General features: G+C 62.7%; 15 protein-coding genes. 7 read left to right on the top strand and 8 right to left on the bottom strand.

What is annotated here, in order from left to right; genetic code table 11:
* Nucleotide 1 precedes the first annotated feature (1 nt).
* From VHX65_09840 to VHX65_09825, 4 genes are all read left to right on the top strand, one after another.
* Nucleotides 2-2,863: a hypothetical protein gene (locus VHX65_09840; GenBank protein ID HEX3998839.1), complete on the top strand. Its 2,862-nt coding sequence runs from the start codon at nt 2-4 to the stop codon at nt 2,861-2,863.
* Entirely contained in the window at nt 2,860-3,645 is a 786-nt protein-coding gene (locus tag VHX65_09835; GenBank protein ID HEX3998838.1) for a DUF4159 domain-containing protein, read from the top strand. The genes VHX65_09840 and VHX65_09835 overlap by 4 nt, the downstream gene beginning before the upstream one ends.
* A gap of 214 nt (nt 3,646-3,859) precedes the next feature.
* On the top strand, nt 3,860-7,270 hold the full coding sequence (locus VHX65_09830; protein HEX3998837.1) for a HEAT repeat domain-containing protein: 3,411 nt from the start codon (nt 3,860-3,862) through the stop codon (nt 7,268-7,270).
* A 91-nt stretch (nt 7,271-7,361) separates the two neighbouring features.
* The gene (locus VHX65_09825; GenBank protein HEX3998836.1) at nt 7,362-8,321 is read left to right on the top strand and encodes an SIMPL domain-containing protein; all 960 of its coding nucleotides are present in this window, start codon (nt 7,362-7,364) and stop codon (nt 8,319-8,321) included.
* Between the two features lie 91 nt (nt 8,322-8,412).
* On the opposite strand, the gene VHX65_09820 is transcribed toward VHX65_09825, so the two are convergent.
* The 3 genes from VHX65_09820 to VHX65_09810 form a co-directional block, all read right to left on the bottom strand.
* A complete protein-coding gene (locus VHX65_09820) occupies nt 8,413-10,809 on the bottom strand; it encodes a hypothetical protein (protein ID HEX3998835.1) in 2,397 nt (798 codons plus the stop codon).
* Nucleotides 10,810-11,061: 252 nt separating this feature from the next.
* Complete coding sequence (locus VHX65_09815; protein ID HEX3998834.1) at nt 11,062-11,448, bottom strand: hypothetical protein; 387 nt, start codon at nt 11,446-11,448, stop codon at nt 11,062-11,064.
* Nucleotides 11,449-11,609: 161 nt separating this feature from the next.
* The gene (locus VHX65_09810; GenBank protein HEX3998833.1) at nt 11,610-14,876 is read right to left on the bottom strand and encodes a hypothetical protein; all 3,267 of its coding nucleotides are present in this window, start codon (nt 14,874-14,876) and stop codon (nt 11,610-11,612) included.
* 483 nt (nt 14,877-15,359) lie between these two features.
* Here VHX65_09810 and VHX65_09805 point away from each other — a divergent pair, with 483 nt between their 5' ends.
* Nucleotides 15,360-17,030 (top strand): MFS transporter, encoded by a 1,671-nt coding sequence (locus VHX65_09805; protein HEX3998832.1) that lies wholly within the window; start codon nt 15,360-15,362, stop codon nt 17,028-17,030.
* 20 nt (nt 17,031-17,050) lie between these two features.
* On the opposite strand, the gene tilS is transcribed toward VHX65_09805, so the two are convergent.
* Both tilS and VHX65_09795 read right to left on the bottom strand, forming a co-directional pair.
* The gene (gene tilS, locus VHX65_09800; protein HEX3998831.1) at nt 17,051-18,007 is read right to left on the bottom strand and encodes a tRNA lysidine(34) synthetase TilS; all 957 of its coding nucleotides are present in this window, start codon (nt 18,005-18,007) and stop codon (nt 17,051-17,053) included.
* A 323-nt stretch (nt 18,008-18,330) separates the two neighbouring features.
* On the bottom strand, nt 18,331-19,086 hold the full coding sequence (locus VHX65_09795; protein ID HEX3998830.1) for a TIGR02206 family membrane protein: 756 nt from the start codon (nt 19,084-19,086) through the stop codon (nt 18,331-18,333).
* Nucleotides 19,087-19,430: 344 nt separating this feature from the next.
* Here VHX65_09795 and VHX65_09790 point away from each other — a divergent pair, with 344 nt between their 5' ends.
* Nucleotides 19,431-20,270: an MBL fold metallo-hydrolase gene (locus tag VHX65_09790; GenBank protein ID HEX3998829.1), complete on the top strand. Its 840-nt coding sequence runs from the start codon at nt 19,431-19,433 to the stop codon at nt 20,268-20,270.
* Nucleotides 20,271-20,350: 80 nt separating this feature from the next.
* Complete coding sequence (gene hemW, locus VHX65_09785) at nt 20,351-21,544, top strand: radical SAM family heme chaperone HemW (protein ID HEX3998828.1); 1,194 nt, start codon at nt 20,351-20,353, stop codon at nt 21,542-21,544.
* A gap of 158 nt (nt 21,545-21,702) precedes the next feature.
* On the opposite strand, the gene VHX65_09780 is transcribed toward hemW, so the two are convergent.
* The 3 genes from VHX65_09780 to VHX65_09770 form a co-directional block, all read right to left on the bottom strand.
* Nucleotides 21,703-23,118 carry an NAD(P)(+) transhydrogenase (Re/Si-specific) subunit beta gene (locus VHX65_09780; protein ID HEX3998827.1) on the bottom strand — a complete coding sequence of 472 codons (1,416 nt, stop codon included), beginning with the start codon at nt 23,116-23,118 and terminating at the stop codon, nt 21,703-21,705.
* A gap of 168 nt (nt 23,119-23,286) precedes the next feature.
* Entirely contained in the window at nt 23,287-23,577 is a 291-nt protein-coding gene (locus tag VHX65_09775) for an NAD(P) transhydrogenase subunit alpha (GenBank protein HEX3998826.1), read from the bottom strand.
* 315 nt (nt 23,578-23,892) lie between these two features.
* Entirely contained in the window at nt 23,893-25,140 is a 1,248-nt protein-coding gene (locus tag VHX65_09770; GenBank protein HEX3998825.1) for a DUF1559 domain-containing protein, read from the bottom strand.
* Nucleotides 25,141-25,370: the final 230 nt, after the last annotated feature.

Here is a 25,370-nt window from a genome sequence, read left to right as displayed (position 1 = left end):
CATGGCGACCGTCGAACAAGAACTAGCGGTGCAACGTGGCGGCCGGGCCGAACCGCGGCTTGGCCGGCAATTGCGCGGCCTTCGGCGACGCATGCTGGCGATTCGCACGGCGGCGGGCCTGCTGTTCGGCATCCCGGCCGCGGCTGCGGTCGTCGCCCTATGGATTTGGCTCGATCTGCTGTGGGAATTGTCGCCGGCAATGCGCATCGCCGGCGATGCGCTGGCGATCCTGGCCGCGGCGGTAGCACTGGCAATCGTCGTCGGGCGGGCCGCGCGAGCCGCGAACCGCTCGGCCATCGCGCGAACGCTCGATCGCGTGGGCGACACCGGCGGACAGATTCTCAGCGGCTTCGACCTCGCCTACGGCAGCGGATCGGTCGGCCGCTCAATACCGGGTTCGCGCCGCGAATCGCCTGAGGGGCTGGAGGACGGGTTGGCCCGATTGGCCGTCGATCGGGCCGGCAAGCTGGCGGGCGGAGTTGCCGCCTCTAGGGCGGTTCCATTGCGGCCGCTGTCGGTCGCTGCCGGCTGTGCCTTGGGAACGATTGCGCTGGTGGGCATCTCGGCAATCGCGATGCCGCGGCTGGTCGCGGCGGAATGGTTGCGACTGGTCGATCCGCTGGGAGACCATCCGCCATTTTCTCGCGTGCAATTGTCGATCGAGCCGCAAAACGCGAATGTCGTTTACGGCGGTTCGCTCGACGTTTTTGCCACCGCGGCAGGCACACCGGTCGAGCGCGTCGATCTCGTGCTCGTGGATCCGGCGAGCGGGACGGAAGAAGCGCTGCCGATGTTTCCGGAAGCGGCGGACCGATGGCGGACCGTGTTGAGCCGCGTCACGCTGCCGCGCGAGTATTTCGTGCGCTCCGGCCGGGCGCGCAGCCGGCGCTATTCGCTCGCCGTCATCACCACTCCTCGGATTGAAGAAGTGCGTTGCCGAGTAATGCCGCCCAGCTACACGCATCTGCCCCCCTACGAAGGCCCGATACCCAGCGGTGGTTTGAGCGGCCTGCCGGGAACGAACGTGCAAATTTGGGCGACGAGCAATCGGCCGCTCCGAGAGGGCGCGGTGCGAATCGTGCCGAGCGGCGGCAGACCGCGAGATGTTCGGCTTTTGGCGGCCGTGGCTCCGGAAGAGGTTGCCGGCTCGTTCGCGATTACGGCTGCGGGAAAGTTCGAATTGCAAGTGACCGACACGGACGGCACGCCCTCGGAAGAACCCATGGCGGGCGTCATTCATCTATTGCACGACGATCGGCCGTTCGTGCGAATTCGGCAGCCGGCCGCCGTGTCGCTGGCGACGCCCGATGCTTTGCTGCCGGTGGTGGTGTCGGCCGAAGATGACTACGGCATTTCCCGCGTGCAGCTGTATCGCAGCCTGAATTCGTCGCCTGCCACGCCCGTCGATTTTCCGCTGGCGTCGATTCCGCCGACGCGGTCGGATCCGCAAGATCGGTTGCCGTTGGCGTCGTTCGGCCTTGCGCCGGGGGACGCGATTCGCCTGTTTGCCCGCGTTGAAGACAATGATCCGGCCGGGGCGAAGGGGTCGGAAAGCCCGGCCGTCGAAATCCGCATCATTTCGCAGCAGGAATTCGAGCGGATGCTGCGGGCCCGCGAAGGGTTGGAGGTGCTGGCGTCGAAATACCGGCAGGCTCGGCGGCGCATGGAATCGCTGGCGAAAGACGCCGACGGATTGCGAAAGAAGGCGAAATCCGCGGGCGACAAGAAACTCTCTTCCGCGGAGCGTGCCCAGCTGCGCAGCCTGGCCCAGCGACTGCAAGAAGCCGCCGACCAACTCGACGCCGCGGCCAAACATCTTTTGCCCTACGATATCGATCACGCATTGAGCCAGCACCTTCAGCGGCTCGCGCGCAAGATGCACCGCCATGCCGCCGATCTCGATCAGCTTGCATCGCAATCGAATCTCACCGGCGCCGAGTTGGAACAATCGCTCGACGACTTGCAGCACGCGCTCGACGGCGAGGAAGCCGATTTCGACCACGAGGCGCTCGCGCGGATCGAAAATATCGAATTGCTCTATCCGCTGATCGAAGACGGAGCGAAATTCGTCGAATTGGCGCGGCAGCAGAAAGATTTGGCGGAGCGACTGGCGTCTCTCAAAGGACGCGACGGCGAAGACAGTCCGCTGCTCAAGGGCCGGATGCGCGATTTGGAATTGCAGCAGAAAGACATCCGCGAGGCGCTTGCAAAACTGCTCGACGACATCGAAACGCACGCCGCCAAATTACCCGACGATAAGCAGTTTGCCGAACTGCGCGCCGCGATCGGCGCATTTGTCGCCCAGGTGCGCTCGAGCGGCGCGAGCGACGCGATGACCGAGGCCGAAGCCGGCTTGGCGGAATTCTCCGGCACCCGCGGCCACGCGGGAGCACAGAAAGCGGCCGATATTCTCGACAAATTCTTGAGCAAGATGCAATCCGTGTCGGTCAAAGCCAAGGCTGCGCTTGCGCTCATGCCGGGCTTGACCGACCTGCTGGGCAACACGATCGAGCAATTGCTGGGCGAAGCCGGCCTTTCGCCCGGCGAGGGAAGCGGGGCATCCGGCAGCGGCGGGATGTCGTACCGCCGTAGCACACTCGACAACGTCGGCTTGTATGGCCAGATGGCCGGCATGGATCCGACAATGTCGGGCGGGCAAGACCGCGATCGGAACGTCGCGGGTGATGCGACCGGCTCGATCGACGCCAATCGCTCGCCCGACAGCGCCGCCGCGGAAGCGGCGCTCCAGGCCAGCGGCAGTGGCGCGGCGCCGGTTCCACCCGGATATCGAATCCGCGTGGGCGCCTATTTTCAACGAATCATCGACGACCGCGACCAACCCGTGCAGGAGAAATCTCGATGAGGACTTGGTATTGGCAACTTTTGCGATTGTCGTGCGCCGGCGTTGTCGCCCTCGCCGGCGCTGCGGGCCTATTTGGAGCAAAAACTTTGCGGGCGGCCGATCCCCCCGCGGCCGCCGCGAAATCGGCAGCTTCGGTTGAAGTGCCGGCCGCGAGATCAGCTCCGGCCGCCGATTCGCTGCAAACAGCCGACGAACCGGATAGCGTCGTGCAGGTGGCCAATCTGGTTTATGCCGGCACCAAGAGCAGCCAATGCTTCGCCGATCATTTTTTGATTCAAGCCGAAAAGGATTCGGCCATTTCCACCAGCCGGCGATTCCACGCCGTCAAACTCGGATCCGACGAACTCTACAACTTTCCGCTGGTGATCATGACGGGCGAAGGGGCCTTCGACCTGACCGATCGCGAACGCCAGAATCTCACGAAGTATGTCCAGCACGGCGGCTTTCTACTGGCATCGGCCGGCTGTTCGTCGCAAGAGTGGGACCGGTCGTTTCGCAAGGAAATGTCGCAGCTTTTTCCCAAAAGCCCGCTGAAAGCGATCGAAATGGATCATCCGGTGTTCCACACCGTTTACGACATCCACGAATTGCAAACGACGCACGGCGGCAGCCCGCATGCGCTGGAAGGGATCTCGATCGGCGGCCGGCTGGGTGTGCTCTATTCGCCCGACGGATTGAACGACACCGCCCATGCCCACGGTTGCTGCTGCTGCGGCGGCAACGAATTGGGCAACTGCGTGCAGATCAATGTCAATATTTTGGCGTACGCGCTGACGCATTGAAGGCAGGGGTCGGGGAGAGCAGAGGTCGGGGCCCAGCAATTAAGGCTCGGCCGAAAAATAACTTCTCCTCAGACCCCTCTCCCCTTGCGGAAGAGGCCAGCGTGAGGGGGTTCGAAATGCTCCTCAGACCCTCTCCCCTTGCGGGAGAGGGAAGGGTGAGGGGTTCGAAAAGCTCCACAGACGGTGGGAACGGACCGGGATTGGGAGGCTGGCGATGAAACGGATTCTCTTCGTTGCGACTTGGATGCTTGCCTCGGCGGCGGCCGCGATCGCTGTCGAGCCGCAGCCAGCGCCATCGAGCAAGCACGATAAACCGTCGGCTGAAAGCCCTTTGGCTGAAAAATCTTCATCCGACGCGGCAGCGGCGGATGCTGGGCTGACTTGGATCGACGGCTTGACTGCCGGACTGCATGCCGCCCAGCGAGATAATCGCACGTTGTTGGTCGTAGCCGGTTCGGTCGATTGCCCTTGGTGCGAAAAACTGGCCATCGAATTTCACAAGCCGCTCGTGGTCGGCAAGCTGAAATCGCGCGGTTTGGTGCTCGTGCACGTCGACATCGACGCCGAGCCGGCGGCCGTGCGCTCGCTGGCGGTTGGGCCGATCCCGGCTCTGCGGCTGATGTCGCCCCGTGGTTCGATCAGTGCGTCGCATGATGGCTTTCTTTCGGCCGAAGAGTTGGTCCGTTGGCTCGACGACAATTTGGTGCGTTTCGCGAGTGCGCCCCCCGCAATCCTGACCGAAACACAGCCGCCCGATCCCAACGAGGTGTCCGCGCTGATCGACGAATTCAAGCAGCCGGATCCGTTGGTTCGCGAGGCGGCATCGCGGCGGCTCGCGCCTTATCCCAAGCTGGCCGTGGCAAGCGTGTCGGCCGCGTTGGAAAAGGGCAATCTGGCAACGCGGCTCTCGGCGCTCGAACTGCTCGGCCAATGGCATGCGCCGCTGGCGGGGCTGGATCCTTGGCACCCGGAAAGCTTTTCGGAATCGCGCCGCAAAGCGCTCGACGCGTGGTCAATGACGGTCCGGGCCGCCGGAAAATCGGCCGCCGCGCCGCCGCCGACGCAAGCGGAAATCGACGCGGCAGCCGCTGAAATGGGCCGGCTCGCCGATCTTCCCGAGCGCGATGCCGAAGCGCTTTGCGAGCGGCTCGCCCGGTTCCGCGCGGCTCTGTTGCCTCGGGCAATCGCGGCCTGGAAAGATGCCACAAGCGACCGGGCGAAGCAGCGGCTTCTTACGTTGCGCTACCGGCTTGTCGCTTCGGATCTGGTGATGCTCACGTGGCCGGGTGGATTGGCCCGGCTCGCCTCGAGCGACCCGACGATCCGGCACAAAGCGGCGGAAGAACTGGTCGAGCGTGCCACGCCCGACGATCAGCCGCTGTTGTTGGAACTTTTCAAAGACCCCGATCCGCTGGTGCGCGAGATCAGTCTGCGAGGATTGCAACATGTCAGTCCCGGCGAAACCGGCGGGGCATTGGCCGCGCTGTTGGACGATCCGGATCCGAACGTTCGGGCAGCCGTGCTCAAGCAGCTCGCCGAAGATCCGTCGGCAGATATGGCCGCCAAAGTGGCCGCATATGCGGCGCGCGAGAAAGATCCCGATCTGCTGGTGCATGCGTTGCGATATCTGAAGGGCATGCCGCGGCCGGAGAGCGTGAAGGCGGCGATGGGGTTGTTGAAGTCGCCGAATTGGCAAGTGCGGGCCGAGGCCGTTGACGCTCTCAGCCGATTGTCGACCGACGACAGTCTGCAAGCGTCGCTGCGGGCGGATGCGTCGGCCGCGTTATCGGATTTGATGGACGATCCGGAGCCCTTCGTCATCAGCCGCGTGTTTCATGGGTTGATCGACAACCGCATCGACGTGCCGGCCGAACGGCTTGTGAAAGCCGCCCACAAGCATCCCGAATTGATGGCCGACGTGGTGAGCTTGCTATTGGGCCGCTGGCATTCCACATCGCCGAAAGACATCGACGTGCTGCGGACGTTCTTCAAGCAGCCCGACGCTTTGATTCGAGCTTCGATCCTGTCGGGGCTGCGCGGTCCGAACGCCGAGGCGTTTTCGAGCGAAATCATCGATTCCCTTTCCGACAAATCACCGACCGTGCGCGCGGCGGCAGCAAGGCTGCTTTTCAAAGCGGCCGGCAGCGTGTTGGAAAATGCTCGCTCGAACCGTGCCGCTCAGCGATCCGGCGGCGAGGCGGCCGCCGCCCCGCCGCAAGAAGCGCCGAGCGTGCTTGCGCAATTGCTCTCCGCGCTCGGCAGCCCGAAAACTGCGAAAGACAAAATCAAGCCGACGGCGCCGGCCGTTCCGCCGGATCCATCGCAAGAATGGCTGGCCGGCTTTCGGAAGTGCAGCGGCGTAAATGCATGGATGCGCGAGGCGCCCGGCCCGCTGACAAAAATGCTCGACGGCACTTCCGGCGAACGGCTGGCTGCCGCGACGGCCTTGGTGGCTCTCGGCGAGCATGCCGACCGCACGCTTCCGCTATTGAAGCAGATGGTGCGCGGCGATCCGGAAGCGATCGAAACCGTGGCAGAAATCCTTCCCTGGCTGTCGTGGGAACAGCGGCAAGATTGGTTCGACCTACTGGTGTCGTCCGACGCCGGCCACGACGATTTGCGAACGATAGTTCAAGAACTGGTGATCTGGCCCGACAGCCGCGCCGCCCCGCTGCTTTGGAAGCAGCTCGCGCTCTACAACGATGCCCCGCAATCGGCCGCTGGATCGCCGCGCCATCGAGCGCGGCGTTCGACCGCCGATAGCCACATTGACGCCATTTACTACGCTTTGCGATCGCTTTATCCGCGGGAAAGCCCCGACCCGGATAGTGCTGCTTTCGACGAAGCGTTGCCCTTCGGCGCTGCGACGGCGATGCAACGGCTGGCGGAACTGAAACAGCGGGCCGAACATGGTTCGTCGGCGGCCGAACGTGTGGTGGCGCTGGCGATTTTGTGCGATCAGGGTGCGCCCCAGACGGCAGCCGTCGCGGCGACCGTCGAGGCCGATCCGAAGTCGTCGGCCGAGTTGCGCGAGATAGGTCTGAAGGCATTGCTCTTGGCCGGGGCAGCCGACGTTGCCGTGCCGGCGGCAATCGAGGGGCTCAAGTCGGCTGACGAAGGCATCAAGCGCATCGCGGTGCGATACTTGGCCCAAGGCCCCGCAGCCCTCAGTGATTTTGGCTATGGCATTTTTATCTACAAATCGAGCTTGGCGAGTTTTCGCGGCAGCGAACAGGAGCTTGCTCCCCAGCCCCCAAAAAATTTGACGGCCGACGCCGTTCGTCCGCTGTTGAAAGACGACGATCCGGATGTGTCGGCCGGCGCCGCCTATTTGCTGGCCCTGATGGGTTCGCCCGACGGGCTGGATGTGCTCGTGCGGCGATGGCGGTCGGCCGATGCCGACGATACGGAGTGGCTAATGCGTGTCGCGACGGCTGTTTCCGCGCTCGACGATCCGGCGAAAGTTCCCTTGCTCGAAGAAATCTACAAGAAGCTGTCGGCGATGCGCAACGAATCGTCGGCCATCCGCCAATTCTACTGGACGATCCGTTCGATGCACGGCGCGGAAGTGCTCAAGCTTCGCAAGAAAATTCGCGACGAGGTGGGCATGGATAGCCTCCGCTGAGCGCGACAATTGACCGGCTACCGATTTATCCGTTTTTTTAGCGATTCGCTGCCAATCCCACACCGATCTGAAACTCGAAGAGGACCGAACCATGAAGCGATTTCCTTTGTTGCTGGCGCTGACGTTCGCCGCTGCTATTTTTCTCGCGGGAGGCGCGCACTCGGCGCTGGCCCAAGGCGCCGCCAACAGCGTCGAGCAGGCAGTCGTGAATCTCGTAGGGCAGGGGACGGTGAGCGGCTCCGGCGTCGCGGTCGTGAAACGGCAACCCGAGTTGATGCGGATGCGGCTCGATGTAACGGCGAGCGGCAAAGACCTTGCCGACGCGCTGGCAAAGCTGAAGGCCCGGCGAGAGGCGGCGCTAAAGGTTTGTTCCGACCTGGGCGCCGCGCCGGCGACGCTCGTGGCCGGCGCTCCGCACATCGCCGCCGAAAATCCGCAACGCAAACAGATCATGGACATGCTTCGCCAGCGGGCTCGCAACGGAGGCCGGCCCGCCAAGAAAAACGAACCGGCACAGATCAATGTGGCGACGACGTTGACCGCCGAATGGCCGCTCAAGGGGAGCGACGGCGAGGACCTGCTCGTTGCCAGCCAATCGCTAAGCGACAAGATCAAATCGGCCCTGGTCAAGTCGATGCCGAAGGAAGAGCTCTCGCCCGAGGAAGAAGAGTTGCAAGAAGAGGCAGCCCAAGAAATGCAAAATTACAACAACAATGGTCCGAAGCCTGGTGAACCGGCCTTCATTTTCGTGGCGAAAGTATCCAAACAGGACTACACCAAGGCAGCGGCCAAGGCGTTCGCAATCGCCAAAGACCATGCGCAACGGCTGGCTGCGGCGGCCGGAAGCTCGCTCGGCGAGCTAAAGAGCGTTCAGGGCAACGATCAGATGATGGCGCTCGGCTTGCAGCGACAAATGTATAACTACAACGGCATGCAGGACGACGACTCGGTCGAGCAGCAATTCGAAAACAACGACGAAGCCATCGGACTCAATCCGGCCGAAGTGCGATTGACGATCGGCGTCAGCGCATCGTTCGTGCTCGGCAAGTGACGGCGAAATTGGGGCCGCGAACCGCATTTTTCGGCGATTGCCCCAAACACTAGCCCGAAGCGTAAGCGAGGTAGCCTGACGGTCGGGGCGTTTAGCGATGCAGCGTGTCGTGCCGCGCTGCCATTTCGGAATACGAGCGGGCTTGTTCCTGATGGCCCATTTGGCGGTGCATGGCCGCCAGATTGCTGTAGGGAACCGCCAACGCGCCGTCGTCGAGCAGCTTCATGGCGACCGCCTTGGCCACCAGATCGGTGCCGTGCTGCGTCAGCCGCAATGCCTCTTCGCGATGGCCGGTTTGCCAATACGAGATTCCCATGCTGACCAATAGCTGACCGTTACGACCGATTCGGGACGCGGCCGACGGGGGCAATGGCCGATCCAAAAACGGCACGGCCCGGTCGAACCAAAGCACGGCGGTCGTGTGATCGCGCTCGACGACCGCATGGATCACGCCGATCTGAAAATACGCGCGGCCGAGGATATACGTGGTCTCCGCGGTTCGCTGGCGATATTGAATTCCCGATTGGAGATATCGCAGCACGGCCATGGCGTGGGCCAGCGATTGCGCATTCAATCCGGCCGTGCGTTGCACTTCCAGGGCATCGAGGAGCGCCGCTCCGAGTTCCCATTGCAATTGTTGCTTGCGGAGCGGATCGTCGGCGTCGGCGATCAGTTTTCGGCCCGTGTCGAGCGATTGCTGCAACCAGGCGCTGGCGTCCCATTTCCCGTCGGTTCCGGCGGAAGCCGCGACAGCTCGTCGAGCCACCTCCAATTTCAGTTGCGGGTCACCCTGTTCGTGGTCGATCAGGTCTTGCGCCAATTGATCGGCCTGCGAGATCCACCGGGCGACGGTGGTCGATTTCTTTTGCCATACGCCCCAAGCGATATCGCTCGCGGCGCCCAAATGCGCTTCGAGCAACAGATGCTTCGCCAAGCGGCGGATTGCGACGTGCTCGTCGGCCGCAAGCGGCTGGGCCGCCATGATCGCCGACATGTAGAGCTCGATGGCTCGCCTGTCGCTGCCCGCCGGCCCCGCGGTGAGTTCCGCGAGCTGGCAAAGAGCCTCGGCCTTCAGTAGCTCTGAAGTATCAGTTCGATCGGCGACGCTCTGCGTGAGCCGCAGAGCCTCCTCGCGATGGTCGAGGCGGGCCAGAATGGCAGCTTTGCCCAACAGGTATGTGGCATTGCCCGGCGAGAGGGCGACCGATCGATTTTCGGCTCGCAACGCTTCGCCCGGCCGGCCGAGCGCCAGCAGCAGTTGGGCCCGCAAATCATGCGACGAGGCATGATTCGGATCGAGCCGCAATGCGTAGTCGATGTCGCGCAAGCCCCAACCCGGATGCAAACTGGCTTCATAGGCCGCTCGGGTCAAAAATGGTTGCGGATCGATCGGCTCCAACAGCATCTGCGAAACCAGCTTCGTGCCGGGATCGTAGCTGAAGAGCGTGCCCCGGTCGGGAAAAGATTGGCCCAACAGTTGCCCCGCCTCGTCCGTCACCGGCACACTGCTGTCCGGATCGAAATGCAGCCGCCGGGCCAGTGTTTCCGGCTCGGTCGGCTGCTCCAATTGCACATCGACCGCCAACACCCGATGGTGCTCGAGCGAGACGCCAACGCGCGGGTATTGATCGAGCCGGTAAACGCGCTCGACCGTGCCGTCTTTCCGATGCTGCAATTTGCCTTCGCCGAATTGCCGGATCAATTCATCGGCGGTGGTTACGCCTGGCTGAATCTGTTTGAATCGGGCCGCTTCCACTTCCAAGGGCGGAAGGCCGGGCAGATCATCGGGCGATTGACTGGCGGCGACGGGCGACCCGGCGGACGTCGTGTCGGGAATCGCAGCGCTGGCCGGCGTTACTGAATCTGTGTCGGCTGACGTTTTTGTTTGCCAGTCCGGCCGCGCGGCGCGCGGCGACGCGGTGCTCAGCGGTGCCCAATCGTTCAGCGGAATCACATCGATATGCAACGATCCGCGCGAATCGGCCGATTGCTCTGCCGGTCCGGGAAGCGCGTCGGGCGACGACAATTGAATCGGCGGCGGAAGCGTAATCGGCGGGGCGCCGGTCGACAGCGGCGCGGCTCCCGAAGCGGCCGACGTGGCGGCGCCAAGGTCGGGCTGCGGAAATGGAGGCGCCTTTGTCGCGGTCGATGTCGCAGATGGCGCGGTTGCCGCCGTCGTGGACGCCCCCCCGAGTTGTGGCGGAACATCGTCGTCGCTGGCGATCGTCGATGCGGCCGTGGGCGGCGCAGTCGGGACCTGTGCGCGCTGCACGGGCGGCAATGGCGTCAGACCGGATGGCGCCGGTGAAACAGCGCCCGGCGTTGAGGGCACTGCGGAGTTCGTGCGGTCGTCGGCTTGCAAGCGCGACAGCACGAGCATGCCGAGCGGCAGGGCAATCGCTCCAAACAGAACCGCCCGCGGTAGCCATTGCCGGCGCGCTTTCGGCAAACCTGAACGGAGTTGTCGCTTTCGAAGATCATTGCCCATTGCCTGTTCCTCCTTGAACAGTACGGCGGCACTCGGAGATCCGGCATCGTGCCGAGAAATCGAGAAAGTAGATCATCCCGGCATATTAACCGGGGTGGGCAAGGTAGCGGCGAGCGCCGGGCGGGTCCAGAGCAATTTGCGGAAAAAATCGGCCGTTTGAGTGAAAGAATGGGGACGGGCACCTCGCGGAATCCGTTTTTTTCGGGCCCTGTCGACCGAACTCGGAGCCCGTCGCCAATCTTTCACAAGCTTTCAACCCATTAAGTCGAGTTGGTTTCCGCTTTCACCGGACGCGTCGCGGTTGACATGCGAAGGATGGGAGGCAGACGCGTCGGCGGCTGCCGGATCCATGCTTTCCTCGGCGTCGGCGTTGTCGCCGGAGCCCGGGGGCTTTTCCCACAGGCGGCGGCCATCGGCATCGCGCTCGTTCGATTCGTGTTCTTCGGCGTCGGCTTGGCCGACTCCGGCGGCATTTTCAGCCTTTGTGCGGACGTCGGTCTCGCGTGCCTGCTGGGCGACTTCCTGGGCTGTACGATCGATGTCGCTGGCTTGCGACTGGGCCAGCGGCGCGGCCAATGCGCTAGTTTGCGGAGAGGTGGCGGCGATGATGCTATAGAAACCCGCTGGTCCGATGCTCATGTCGGCATCTCCGCAAACTCATGGGTCGCTGGCGGATTGGTTTCGGGGGCACCCAGGGAAGGCCGGGAGAGCGATGTGCAAGTGGCGGACGCGCCGCGGGCCTTCCCTGGGCTTGGGGAGGGTGGTTGCGCCTCCCGCTTAAGTGTAGCTCATGTTGCCGGTCATCGGGTGACGGGGCGGTCGATGGATTGCACTCCGCTTTGCACCTCTTGCAGGGCTTTATTTACGCCGGGAAGTATTTCGCGCTTCATCTGCGGGTCGCCAAGCGTGCCGTCGACGTGGATTTGCATGAGCTGTCCGCTGGCGGCGCCGAGAACGCTCTTCACCACGGGCAATTGCCAATCGCTGCGTCCGACGAGCGCCCGGAACGTGAGCTTGATGGCGGTGTCGAAACCCATTTCGCCGGCGCCATCGAGACTGATCGCATCGCCGATCAGCGCGATCTTGTCGAGATAAACATGGTCTCCTTCGATGCGATAATCGATGTTCGAATTCGTGAACGCCGAGGTCATGCGCGCATTGTTCGTGTTGGCTGCTCCGGCCGACGCGGGTGGCTTGATGCTGAGCACCTTCAGCAAGGCCACCATGAACGGCAGCTCATAGATATCCGCGTGCGCCAATCGCACATAGCCGTTGCCCCGCAGCCCGTGAATGCCCGGGCCGGTGACAACGGTTTGCCCGTTCGCCGCGCGATACCAATTGGCGAGTTGGGCGCCGGCCTGAAGGCGTCCGTCGAGACGGCCTTTGCCGGCCCCGAACGCGAGCGCGATTTGCTTGAGATCGGCGGTGCGATCGATGCCGTCGCGATCGTCGCGCCCCAGGGCGAGCACGAGCGAATACGTCGGCACGTTGCCATGCGCCGGGTCGCCTTGCTCGATCGAGCCGTCGGTTTCCAAGCGGCCGCCGAACAATTGGCCGGTGACACGATTTCGCGGCGGCGCTTGGCCCGGCTGCGGCGGCGCTCCGGCGGGCGTGCCGAACAAGAATCGTTTGTTGTCGAGCCAGATCGGCCCCTGCACGTGCGTTAGCTGGATGTCTTTGAACGTCAGCGAATCGAGGGCCAGCGAGCCACGGCAACCGAATTCCTGTCCCTCTTTCGTGGGCGATTCGCCGCCCAACCGGATCGTGCCGTTGATGTTTTCCAATCGCGGGCCTACTTGCAATCCGACCTGATTGACATCAAGCGACAGGTTCCACACTTTGCGCAGCGGCGCGTCGACATTCGGCGTGCCGAAAATATCCACCGATCCGGAGAGGTTCACGGTGCCGCTTGGACTTAAATCGACGATCGTCTTCTTGATCCGCGCCGGAAGCGCCGCCACCAGATCGCGATCGGCCCGCAAACGGTCGACCGCCACGCGGTCGAGATTGAGATGCCAGTTGCCATCGTCGTCGAAATCGCACGAGCCGTTGGCGGAAAACGGCGTCCGGTCGTGAATGGCTCGGATATTGCCCAGGTCGATATGTCCCTTGCGATAGACGAATTCGCCGCGCACTTTTTCCAAGCGATAGGGAAATGCCGCGGGCAGGAGCGAACAGGTGTCGCCGACGGGTTCGGCCCGAACGTGGATGTCGGTCGTCTTGGCGGCCGACACGTAGCGCACGTCGGTCACGAGATCGATGGCTCCCCGCGGCTGCAATTGCTTCCACAGCGAGGCCGACTGGGCGGACAGGCAATCGCGCAATTCGTCTTGCAAGGGAATATTGACGCCCGTGATGTTCAGGCCGAGTTCGATGCCTTTTTCTTCTCCATTGAGCGTCGGATTCATGTAGCCTTCGAGACGGATGCGGCCTGGGCCATTGCTCCCTTCAAGGTTGCGAAAAGTCCAGTGGCCGTCGGTCATCACCAATTCGCCGCGGATGTTTTGAATCGGATAGGGAAAACGATCGTATTTCACGGCCGCCTGGTTTGGCGTGACGACCAATTCTTCCGCCGGCGGCCGATCCGCGACGGTGCGATCCAGCCGTAGAAAGAAATTGAACGTTCCGCTGGGATTCAGCGACCGCACCACGTCGCCGCCCTTCTGCGGCAGCGCGGCGATGAGATTCTGATCGAAGGGGAGATTCTCGCCGGAGATATCCACGCGGCCGGTGAATTTCGGGCCCGGATGTTGAAATCGGCCGACGATCGTGAGCGGCTGGCTGGCGGCATAGGCCGTCAGATCGGCGGTCAGGAGATCGTTTTTTAGTTCGAGCGTTCCGCTGGTGCGATCCAAGCGGTACGGGAATTTGAAATAGGTAATTGCCACATCGAGACAATGCACGGTCACCTCGGGCCGCCAATGCTGCCCGTCGAAATCCAATTTCAGATCGGCGCTGATTTCGCCGGCCGGCTTGAATCGCTCCCACTCGGTGAGCAGCGGTTCGGGAATGACCGAGTCCCAATGGCGGCCGATCTCAAGATGCTCCGCTTTGGCTACGATCGAAATCGGCGAACCAGGCTGGCAGCCGTGCATGCGAGCCGCGAGCTGCAACGTGGCGGAGCCGGCCCGGGCCGTGAGCTTGTCGACGGTGGCGCCGGCGTTGTCGGCATGGAAATCGGCTTTCAAATCGCTGAGCGGGTAGGGAAGCCGCGGATCGTCGAACCGCCCGCCGGTGAGTTGTCCGTTGACTTGAAACGCGAATCGCACCGCGGCGGACGGGTCGTCGTGGACATGAAAGCCGACACGCACCTGGCCGCGCAGCGGGGCCAGTGGGGCCAACTTTTGCCCGATACGGGCCGGCAGCGAATCGCGCAACTGCGGCGACATATCGAGACCGGTGAGCACGCCGGCTAAATCCGCGCCTTTGGAGTCGGCCTCCAGCCGGCCGGAAAATTCCACCCGCTGAAAATGATCGCCATCGGAATACCCGCGCACGTCGGTGGCCCAATGGGCCGCCGGACCAGAATCGGGGATCGGCTTGAATTCGACGTTGATGTCGCGGAGCGTCAGCGTGCTCGGCGGATTGTTGAGCGGATCGAACAGTTCGATCGTGCCATTCTCGACCGTGGTTACGTGCGGAATATCGGAAAACTTTGGCAGCGGCAACATCCGCTCGACGCTCCAAGAACCATCCGGTCGATGCGTGGCATGGATCGTCGGCCGCCGCACGAGCACGCGCGTGATTTCCGGATCGCCCTTGATCAATTCGCTAAGGCTCGTTTGGCAGTAAACAACCAGTTCGTCGAAATAGGCCAATTCGCCTTGGGGGCCGGCCGCATGCGGATCCAATAGCGTCAGGCCGCGAATTTCGATCCCCTCGCCGTCGACCAACTGGGCCGAGCGAATGCTGACCTGAAGATTCTTGTAATGCTTCTGCCACAGCACGAGCACATGCTGGCGGATCTGATCGTTGACGCGGCTGTAGAAATAGAATCCGAGCCCGACGGCGGCCATCAGCGCGGCCAGCGCGCCCCACTTGAAAACAAACCAGCACGTGTCGACCAAGCGATTGAAGATGGGAGGGCTTCCTTGCTGCTCTCTTAGACCGCAATTCCAGTGCGGCGTTTGCGCCGCGGAAGCGGCGAACCGCGGGCGTATTGCGGCGAAAATAGGGGGGTATGGTATGCCGTTGGGCCGATGCCGGTCAAGGCGGGTTGGCGGGTTGACTGTCGGTCCCGAGCCCGCAGCGCTAGCAAGCGAATGTGGGATTCAATTTTTGGGGTCGCGTTCAGACGACAAAGCCGTAACTCCCTTGCTAGCGCTTCGGGCTCCAGTGCGAGCCAAATAGCTGGCATTTTGGCGAAGCGGGGCGAGGACGGCCGATCTTGCGCTTTGCGCCGGATCGCCGACCGAAATTTACCTAAATCCGGCATATCACCTCGGTTTACATTCGATTTCCCTTGGCTATACTCAAGCAGTTTGCGGGGTTTCTCGGCGGCCGATCTCCGGCCTTTCTGCTTTCTTCGGCCTTAGGTGGAGCACGATTCGATGAGTGACCAGATGAATCCGTACCGCGCGCCAGCATCGACAGGCACGGCGCCGACCGCCGATCGCAGGCTCTTTTGGGCCTGCTTCATGGCGATGATCACGACCGCCTTCGGGTTCATCATCCGCGCAATGATTATGAACGACTTGGCCCTGCAATTTGGTCTCGACAAAACCCAAGTCGGAGAAATCCTCGGGGTCGGCTTGTGGCCCTTTGCGATCAGCATCGTCCTGTTCAGCCTGGTGGTTGATCGGATCGGGTATGGCCGCGCGATGGTGTTCGCGTTTTTTTGCCACATCGTTTCCGCGATCGTGACGATCTGCGCTCCGCTGGTGCTGGCGCCGGCCGGTTCCGACGCCGCCGCAGTTGCCCTCGGCCATAGCCGCGGCTACTGGATGTTGTACGTCGGCAACCTGATTGTCGCGCTGGGCAATGGCACCGTGGAAGCGGTGGTGAACCCGGTCGTGGCCACGATGTTTTCGAAGCAAAAGGCGAAGTGGCTGAACGTGCTTCACGCGGGCTGGGCCGGCGGGCTGGTGCTCGGCGGAATCCTCACCATCTCGATGGCCACCACCGGCGTCGTCGGCAGCCACTTCATGGAAGCCATCAGTTGGCAATGGAAAGTGGCTTTGATCTTCCTGCCCACCATCGCCTATGGCTTGATGATGCTCGGCCGACGATTCCCCCAGAACGAACGCGTGACTGCGGGCGTTTCTTACCGGGCGATGCTGCAAGAGGTGGGGGTTCTGGGCGCGCTGCTCGTCGTCGCCTTGATCGTGCGCCAAGTGGGAAACGTGTTCGACTCGCCGTTGTGGCTTGAAATCGCCGTAGGAGCGGTGCTCGTTTTGGCGTTCGGGGCCTACGTGCGCACGTGGGGCCGACCGATGTTCATCTTCCTGCTGCTCATCATGCTTCCACTGGCCACCACCGAGCTCGGAACCGACAGTTGGATCACCGATCTGATGACGCCGGTGATGAGCAAGATTGGCTATCAGGCGGGTTGGGTGTTGGTCTACACGTCGTTCATCATGATGATGCTGCGGTTGTTCGCCGGATCCATCGTGCATCGGATATCGCCGCTGGGATTGCTCGCCTGTTCGGCGGCCATCGCATGTTGCGGCTTGATCGCGCTCTCGTATTCGGTGGGTTGGTTTATTTTTGCGGCCGCCACGCTGTATGGTTTTGGCAAGTCGTTCTTCTGGCCGACGATGCTCGGCGTCGTGGCGGAGCAATATCCGGAGGGAGGCGCGCTGACGCTCAACGTCACCGGCGCCGTGGGCATGTTGGGCGTCGGAGTGATCGGCGCCGTACTACTGGGAAATATCCAAGATAAGCAAGTCTATCGGGAATTGAAGGCCAATGACCCGACGATTTTTGCCGAAGTCCAAGGCTTGCCGAAAACGAGCGTCTTCGGCGAATACAAAGCCGTCGATGAAACGAAATTGGCGGCCCTGCCCGTGAAGCAAAAGGCCGTCGTGACGAGCATTACGGACCAGGCGAAAAAGAGCGCCTTGGCCACCGTCGCGATCTTCCCCGCCATCATGTTGATTTGCTATCTGATTCTGCTCGCCTATTTCCGCAGCAAGGGAGGCTACGACGCCAAAGTGCTTTCGGGCCACGCGGCAAAAGATGCGGAATTCACCGGCGGAATACCCGGGCCCGCCGACATGTGACCCGGCTGCGGTGGCCTCGCCTATTCCAGCGAAGTAAGCGAAATCATCGCGCCCGCCCGTTCCGCCACCACCGCCCCCGGCAGGTTGTGTCCGTGGCGAATCGGACTGGGCGGAAGCGGCGCCGCCAATGCCACGTCGGCCAATCGGTCCCAATGTGCGAAAGTCATCGCCTGCTGCGGCCAACCTTGACGCCGCCAGATGGCGACGAACAGCTCTCGCACCAGATGCCGATCTTCGCCTGCCAGCCGATCGCAATCGACGCTTGCCCGGCAGCGACCCGCAAACGAAACGGCACTTTCGAGCAATTGGCCGACGAGGCGGTCGATGATCCGCTGCGCGTCGCCGGCCGCGGCGCCGAGGCGCAACAGGGCTGATCGCACGTCCCGGTTGTAATCTGCCGCAAGAAGCGGCAGCAGTGAATGCCGAATTCGGTTTCGCGTATGCGCATGGCTCGCATTGCTCGGGTCGTCGCGATAGGGCTGACCGAGCTCCGCGAGATACGCCAACACGTCCACCCGGCCGAGCCCGAGCAGCGGGCGAATCAAGCTGACCGCATCGCTCAACCGCCTGCTGCGCCGCATTCCCGCCAAGCCGCCGATGCCGGTGCCGCGAAGGATCCGGTGCAAGATCGTCTCGACCTGATCGTCGGCCGTGTGGGCCGTAACGACGTAGCGCGCGCCGATTCGCTCGGCCGCGGCTTGCAGGAAACGGTACCGCTCGCTCCGCGCCGCGGCTTCGAGGCCATCGCCGGTGGCTCGGGCAGCGGCGGCCGTGTCGGCCTCGCCAATCTCGCATTCGAGATGCAACCGCAGCGCGAGATCAGCGACAAATTGGGCATCCTGGCCCGCGTCGGCCCGCAGTCGGTGGTTGAAATGAGCGACGGCAAGCCGGCCGCCGCCCGCGGTTTTCAAGGCCACGACGGCCCGCAATAGCGCGACGCTATCGGCACCGCCAGATACGGCGACAAGAACCCGCATGTCTTGCCAATGGCTCGGTGGCCAGGCCGCGGCGAGAGCATGTTCGAAGAACTGAAGGTGGGTCGACAGTTTCGTGCCCTATGATCGTAAGCACAAGGGCCGGACCGGTGGCAGCATCTCCCTTACCGTCGTCGATCGCTCCCTCGTACGCCCGCTGCCAGTCTCAAGATAGTCCAATGTGGCGGCCCGAACAAGCCGACCGAGCATCGGGCGAATTGCCGGACCGAAACTTTTTGAGTTTTGACTCAAGTCGGCAGTAACAAATCCGCCGCGATCACGCTGTGCTGGGCTGGGGGGGAAGACGAAAGCAGCACGGAACGCGACTACGGTCGTTCCCCCGCGACGGAGCGACGAATCTTGCCGCGGCGGGCGGCGAGCAATTGCCACGGCCAGGTGAGCGCGGCCCAGGCCGATAGCGCGATCAGCGCGCTGACGAGGATATACATGGGATACGGACCAAAATAATCGAGCATCGTCCCGGGGGCCGGCTTGCGGTTCACGCAAAAATAGTCGGTGCCGAGCAAGTCGTTCACGAAATAAATGCACACCGCGTAAACGATCGTCACGAGCGCCGTGAAGCGATACAACCGCCAATCGGGCCGCAGGCCGACTCCCCAGCAGAGATAAATTGCCGCGGCCACGACCGAGCCATGCCCGAGGTAGAACAGCAAGAAATAAAAATGCGGAAAACCCTGTTTCAAATCGGGCGTAAGCATTGCCAGCACCGTGGCCGTCAGGCCCCAATAGTAGACGACCGCGAAGGCCAGGCGGCGATTGGTCCATAGCGCGTAGATGGCCACCATCCAAGCCAAGTCGCAAATCTGCAGCGGCAACGATCGGCCGACGACAAAATGCTCCGGCAGCAGCATGATCGCTTGCGCCGCCCCGACCACGATGAGCATGATCACGGCGAGCGATCGGCTGAGCAGTTGCTGAGCCGGCTGCCCGCGAACGGTGCGGCCGCGGAGCGCGCGCGCGGCAAGGGCCAAAAGAATTCCCGCGGCCGCCGACAGGCCGATGGCCGCGAGATGTGCCGGGCCGAACAGAACGAACGGCTTATCTGTCCACAGCCACGGCATAAGTTTACCCTTGGCTTGGCGGGCGTGAATCGTTCGACGCCTCAAACGCCGGCCGAAATTTTAGCATCGGCCGCACGGCAAGCAATGCGAGACGGCAGAACGCTCCGTAGCAGGCATGCTCCGCTTGCCGTCTGCGCTGCTTTGTGCGCTACGTCGCCCGGCGTGCCGTTGCCGCTCCCGGATCCGCTGCCCGCATTGCGCGGCGGACGGCCCACGGAGTGTGCCTGCTGCGATACGCGGCCCTTTCGGACGAAGCGCCTGAATTATAGACTTCAGGACCGCGGACCGGCCGACGCGCACCCACGGTTCACCCCTTCACGAAGCACCGACAGACACACTTCCCCATGGTCGACAATTCGCCGCTGCGCACGCTCGAATACAAGGGTCTGACGATCGAGGGCTACTCTCGGGCGGCGGTGCAAACCTATTGGCGAATTCCCGAGTTGAAAATCGGCTTCGACTTCGGCGCTCAACCCTGGTCGTTCATGAGCACCGCGGTGTGGTTCGTCAGCCACACGCATCTCGACCACATCGCGGCCTTGCCGGTCTATGTTGCCCGGCGGCGTATGATGAAAATGGAACCGCCGACGATCTACCTGCCCGAGGCAGCGGTGGAAACCGTCGAACGGTTGCTAAAATTGTTTACACGGCTCGATCGAGGCCGAATGCCTTGCCGCTTGATTGCCACCCGGCCGGGCGACGTGATTGAATTGTCGCGCGAGCATGTCGTCACCGTCTCCGCGACGCGGCACACGATTCCCTCGCTGGGCTATGTGGTGTGGGACCGCCGCCGGAAGCTGAAGCCCGAATTTCACGATCTGCCCGGCGATCGGATCCGCGATTTGCGATTGGGCGGCACCGAAGTGACCGAGGAGATTCGCGTGCCGATCCTGGCCTTTCTCGGCGATAGCGCGCCGGAGGGGCTCGATGAATGCCCGGCGATGTACGAAGCCCGGGTGCTGATTACCGAGCTGACGTTTGTCGCTCCGTCGCACCGCAAGGATCGCATCCACAAATTCGGACATACGCATTTGGACGACCTGGTCGAGCGCCGCGATCGGTTCAAGAATGAAGTGATCATCCTATCGCACTTCAGCACACGGTATGTCGACAGCCGCATCCACCGCCTCGTCGAGCGAGCGTTTCCCGGCCTCCTCGGCGGCCGCCTGCACGTGTGGCTGTAAGCGCCACTGGGGCCTGGCCATCGGGGTTTGTTCATTGGGGTCTGGCTCATTTTTCGGCCCACCGCGGCCGGAACCTGCCGATGTTCGTACCGCCGAAAAATGTGCCTGACCCCCTCGCGCCGCGGCCTGCTTTATCCGCCCCGCCGCGCGCCGTCTATATCCACGTCCCCTTCTGCGCTCATCGCTGCGGATATTGCAATTTCACGCTCGTCGCCGGCCGGCTCGATCTGGCGGACCCCTATCTTTCGGCCATCGAATGCGAATTGACGGGGCTCGGCAAACCGTGCAAGCCGCAAGCGGTCGACACGCTCTTCTTCGGCGGCGGCACGCCGACGCAGCTTCCGCCCGCGCAGCTCGCGCGGCTCTTGGCACTCGTGCTCCACTGGTATCCGCCCGCGCCGGGCCATGAATTCAGTGTCGAAGCCAACCCGGCCGACGTCACTGCGGAATTGATTGCCGTGTTGGCCGAACACGGCGTTACGCGCATCAGCCTCGGCGCCCAATCGTTCCAAGAGAAAAAGCTTCGCACGCTCGAACGCGATCATTCACCGATCGATATCGAGCGCGCTGCTCGCTTGGTTCGCCGGTCCGGCATGCAACTCGCCCTCGATTTGATTTTCGGCGTACCGGGCGAAACGCTCGCCGACTGGCGGGCCGATCTCGATGCGGCATTGGCCCTCGCGCCCGATCATGTTTCCACCTATGGGCTCACATTCGAACGCGGCACCACGTTTTGGAACCGCCTTTCGCACGGCCAACTCTTCCGCGCCGAGGAAGACCTCGAGCGATCGATGTACCTCGAAGGCATCGATCTCCTGACGGCCGCCGGGCTGGAGCACTACGAAGTGTCGAACTTTGCCGGCCCGGGCCGCCGTTGCCGGCACAACGAAGCCTATTGGTCTGGCGAGCCCTACGCCGCCGCCGGCCCCGGCGCGACGCGCTATATCGCCGGCATCCGCGAGACGAACCATCGCAGCACGACCACGTATATCAAGCGCATCCGGGCCGGCCAATCCCCGATCGCCGAGCGAGAACAGTTGCCGCCGGAAGACCGAGCCCGCGAATTGCTGGTCTTCGCCCTGCGCCGCATTGCGGGGGTCGATCGCCGCTGGTTCGCCGAACGCAGCGGCTTCACCGTCGACGCCCTCGTCGGCCCGGCCTTGCGCCGCTACATCGATCTCGGCATGCTTGAAGACGACGGCAAAACACTGCGACTAACGCGCGAGGGCCTGTTGGTGAGCGACGCCATCTGGCCGGAATTTTTACGGCGATAGGCGGGTGGTCAAACGGCATGTGTGAATGCAACCGCCGATGACGTGGCGACGCATCTGCGGTCGGCCCACCGCCAGCCCCGTTGAACGGGGCTGGCCCCGCGGCAAGCAACACGCCAAAGCGTGCACTCCAAACTGTTCTCTGCCCGAGCCCCTTCTAGTCACGCCGCTTTTACGGCGGCGACGAGTTTCGCCAGCGAGCTTTTTGCGTCGCCGAAGAGCAGCGCGCATTTGGGATTGTAGAAGAGCGCGTTTTCGATGCCGGCGAAGCCGGGATTCATGCTCCGCTTCAGCACGATGATGCTTTGTGCTTGATCGGCATTCAGAATCGGCATGCCGTGGATCGGGCTCGAAGGATCGGTGCGGGCGGCGGGGTTCACCACGTCGTTGGCCCCGATCACCAGCGCCACGTCGGCCCGGGGGAATTCGCCGTTGATATCGTCCATTTCGCACAGCTTGTCGTAGGGCACGTCGGCCTCGGCCAAGAGCACGTTCATGTGGCCCGGCATTCGGCCCGCCACCGGATGGATCGCGAACTTCACCTCGCCCCCGCGCTCCTCGATCTGCTCGGCCAACTCGCGCACCTCGTGCTGCGCATGCGCCACGGCCATGCCGTAGCCCGGAATGACGATCACATGCCGCGCGTAGGCCAATTGAATCGCCGCGTCGTCGACCGTAATGCTGCGGACGGTTCTTCCTTCGCTCGATTGGGCGGCCGCCGGTCCGCCGGCCGCCGCTCCGCCGAATGCACCGAAGAGCACGTTGCCGAATGAACGGTTCATGGCCCGGCTCATCAGGATCGAAAGGATGAACCCGCTCGCGCCGTCGAGGGCCCCGGCGATGATCAGAACATTGTTTTGCAGGGCAAAGCCCGTGGCCGATGATGCCAAGCCGGCATACGAATTCAACAGCGAAATCACCACCGGCATGTCGGCCCCGCCGATCGGCAACACGATCAGCACGCCGACAACAATCCCCACCACCACCATCAGATAAAACAGCACCGGGTGAATTGCCGCCGTGGAGGGCACCACCACGAGCGTAATAAATAGCAGCACGGCAACGCAAAACAGCCCGATATTCGACTGATTTTGAAATTTGTAGGTCATCGGCGCGCTGGGAATAAAACCTTGCAATTTGCCGAAGGCCATGAAGCTGCCGGTGATCGTCAGCGAGCCGAACATCACTTCGAATCCCAGCGCGGCCATCTCGACATGTGATAGGCCCTCCTGAAGCTGCGCGAGATGGTAGTGGTAGTGCTCGATGCCCACCAGCGTGGCGGCCAGGGCGCCGAAAGCATGCGAGATGGCCGTGCGCTGCGGGACGGCCGTCATCGGCATCCAGATCGAAATCGCGGCCCCAATCGCGCTGCCGGCCACGAGACCGACGATGATCCAGGTAAAGCCGATGATCTGGGCGTTGAGCAGCGTGCCAATCACGGCCACAAGCATTCCCAACGCGGCGAGCCCCATGCCGCCGCGGGCCTTATCCGGCGCCGTCATCCCCTTGAGCCCGAGAATGAACAGCACCGAGGCAACCAGATAGGAGATCTGGATGAAAATGTCGCGGGCGTCCATTGAGGCAAGCGTGAGGATGAGGGTGGCGGGAGGAAAAAAATGACGCAGGTCTAATGACGAATTTCTAAAGAATGACTAATGACGAATGACGTATGCAAAAAAGGACTGCCATCGGTGCCGCGAGTCGTCATTCGTCATTCGGGCTTCGTCATTCGTCATCATCGGTGGTCATTTCTTGTTTTGGCGCTTAAACATCTTGAGCATCCGGTCGGTGATCATGAAGCCGCCGACGACGTTGATCGTCGCCGCGGTGACGGCCAGCACGCCGAGCGTCGTGCTGACGGCCCCCCGGCCAGCGCCGGCGGCTACGAGCGAACCGACGAGCGAAATGCCCGAGATCGCGTTGGTGGCCGACATCAGCGGCGTGTGCAACAGCGCCGGCACGCGCGTGATGATCTGATAGCCGAGAAAGCCGGCCAGCAGAAACACATACATTTCAAGAAACGGCGTGTTGGCCATCGCAAGCGATCGAACCTGGACCGGACCTCGAAAACGAGGCTGGAAAACGTTTCGAGAATGCTAACCTGCGCTGGAGCGCAACGCAAGTACGGCGCGGGAATGACAAAACCCGAATGACGAAGGGGCCGCTTGGGCGCTGAGCCTCCGTCTTAATCGCCGATGGGCACACTAGCCCGAAGCGTTAGCGAGGAAGCCCCGCAACGGCGGCATCCTTTCGCTACGTGGCGGCAAAGCCGGATGCAAAATCGGACTAGAACGGAACCCGAAATGAAGCGCATCCTCGCTAACGCTTCGGGCTAGTGTTTGAGCGAAAGCCTAATAAGAGTTGCCGGGGATTGGCAAGTTGTCGTTCGACAACAGAAGCTTGTCCCACACGCCGAGCGTCGGCTGAGTGCCGGTCGGAGTGTTTGCCAGCGCGGCGATCGTCGATCCTTGGCTGGGCGAGCCGACTTCGATCGAATCGGTAATGAAGTGTACGCTTCCGTCGGCGAAGCAGACATTCACGCCGCCGTTGTGCAGGCTGCGGGCAGTTTGCTGATCGAGGCCATAACTGCTTTGCGAACACGACATGCCGATCTTGATCAGTTGCGTCGCGCTACCGACGGCCGATTGCACCGCGGAGCAGTTCGGGATCGCATCGCCGCCGCTGGCGGTGGAATTCGGACCATCATCGGTGCCGACGCAGCCCTCGGCCCAAAGCGCGCTGGAACTGCCGCTCATCGCCCAGCAGCCGCGCGGATCGAACGAGGTCACTCCGGCTCGAATTTCGGCGAGCAGAATCGTGCTGCTCGTGCCGTCGCGAATGTCGTCGATGCGGCTCGATGTATTCGCGCCCATGATTCCGCGGACCCAGCGGCAGCCCCAGTAGGTCGGATTCGCGGCCGGAACGGTTTGCGACGTGTAGGTCATGAAGCCTTCGGGGGCGGCGTTGGCGGCGTAATTGCCGCGAGCCCAGGGCTGGCCCGCCGCGTTCATTCCTGAAACGGTCTTCGACGGATCGGTGGTGCCGTCGAAGGGCGTACGATTGAACGAATCCGAAGGGCAGAGCAGCGCCGCGAGCGATGTCGCCCTGGCCTGTGCGGTGTTCTGGGCAGCGCCGCCGGCTCCGGTGCTCGTCGCGCTGCTGCCGATTGGCTGCGTGATGTTGTTGTATTGGTCTTGAACGAACAAACGCCGCAGATTGAGTTGGTCGAGTTGGGGCAAGATCAAAATGATCCAGTTTTCGTAGCGCGTTTCCGAGTTGCCCGACTGGCTTTCGATCGCCGAGGTGCTGAGCGCGGGCGGCGTGGTGCTGCCGCCGGTTCGCCACACCGAACTGGGCGGGAAGACCTTGAAGGCCGCCTGATATTGAGTGCAGGCCAGACCCAATTGCTTGCAGTTATTGGCGCATTGCGCCTTGTGGGCCGCCTCGCGGGCCGCGTTTACCGCCGGCAACAAGAGCGACACCAAAATCCCGATGATCGTGATCACGACCAGCAATTCGACGAGCGTGAATCCACGCCGGTCAATGGCCGATCCGGCTGCGGCGCGGACACTTCCGGTCCGAATGACTCTGGCGAACATAATTTCCTCTCCCGATGTCCCCCGACGAAGCGCATCCTAGCATGAACGGCCGGGAAAGAAAACGAAAAAAGCTGCGACCGCGACCGGCAGTGTGGGCATCTCGAAAGTGGGTGGAAAATCTGCTCTGATAGAGGTGGCGTCGCAAAAGGGGGGCGAACTTGAAGCCGTGTTGAGGTGTGTGATGCGTGAGTTGAAGGACGACGGGTTGAACTTGACGGCGGAACAGGATG

Source organism: Pirellulales bacterium, from assembly GCA_036267355.1.
Taxonomy (GTDB): domain Bacteria; phylum Planctomycetota; class Planctomycetia; order Pirellulales; family DATAWG01; genus DATAWG01.
Note: the sequence above shows the minus strand (reverse complement) of the source record. Positions and strands in the feature narration are given on the sequence as shown.

Coding starts and splice junctions, on each gene's coding strand:
- VHX65_09840 (HEX3998839.1), top strand. CDS start 2: ATGGCGACCGTCGAACAAGAACTAGCGGTGCAACGTGGCGGCCGGGCC.
- VHX65_09835 (HEX3998838.1), top strand. CDS start 2,860: ATGAGGACTTGGTATTGGCAACTTTTGCGATTGTCGTGCGCCGGCGTT.
- VHX65_09830 (HEX3998837.1), top strand. CDS start 3,860: ATGAAACGGATTCTCTTCGTTGCGACTTGGATGCTTGCCTCGGCGGCG.
- VHX65_09825 (HEX3998836.1), top strand. CDS start 7,362: ATGAAGCGATTTCCTTTGTTGCTGGCGCTGACGTTCGCCGCTGCTATT.
- VHX65_09820 (HEX3998835.1), bottom strand. CDS start 10,809: ATGGGCAATGATCTTCGAAAGCGACAACTCCGTTCAGGTTTGCCGAAA.
- VHX65_09815 (HEX3998834.1), bottom strand. CDS start 11,448: ATGAGCATCGGACCAGCGGGTTTCTATAGCATCATCGCCGCCACCTCT.
- VHX65_09805 (HEX3998832.1), top strand. CDS start 15,360: ATGAGTGACCAGATGAATCCGTACCGCGCGCCAGCATCGACAGGCACG.
- tilS (HEX3998831.1), bottom strand. CDS start 18,007: ATGCGGGTTCTTGTCGCCGTATCTGGCGGTGCCGATAGCGTCGCGCTA.
- VHX65_09795 (HEX3998830.1), bottom strand. CDS start 19,086: ATGCCGTGGCTGTGGACAGATAAGCCGTTCGTTCTGTTCGGCCCGGCA.
- VHX65_09790 (HEX3998829.1), top strand. CDS start 19,431: ATGGTCGACAATTCGCCGCTGCGCACGCTCGAATACAAGGGTCTGACG.
- hemW (HEX3998828.1), top strand. CDS start 20,351: ATGTTCGTACCGCCGAAAAATGTGCCTGACCCCCTCGCGCCGCGGCCT.
- VHX65_09780 (HEX3998827.1), bottom strand. CDS start 23,118: ATGGACGCCCGCGACATTTTCATCCAGATCTCCTATCTGGTTGCCTCG.
- VHX65_09775 (HEX3998826.1), bottom strand. CDS start 23,577: ATGGCCAACACGCCGTTTCTTGAAATGTATGTGTTTCTGCTGGCCGGC.
- VHX65_09770 (HEX3998825.1), bottom strand. CDS start 25,140: ATGTTCGCCAGAGTCATTCGGACCGGAAGTGTCCGCGCCGCAGCCGGA.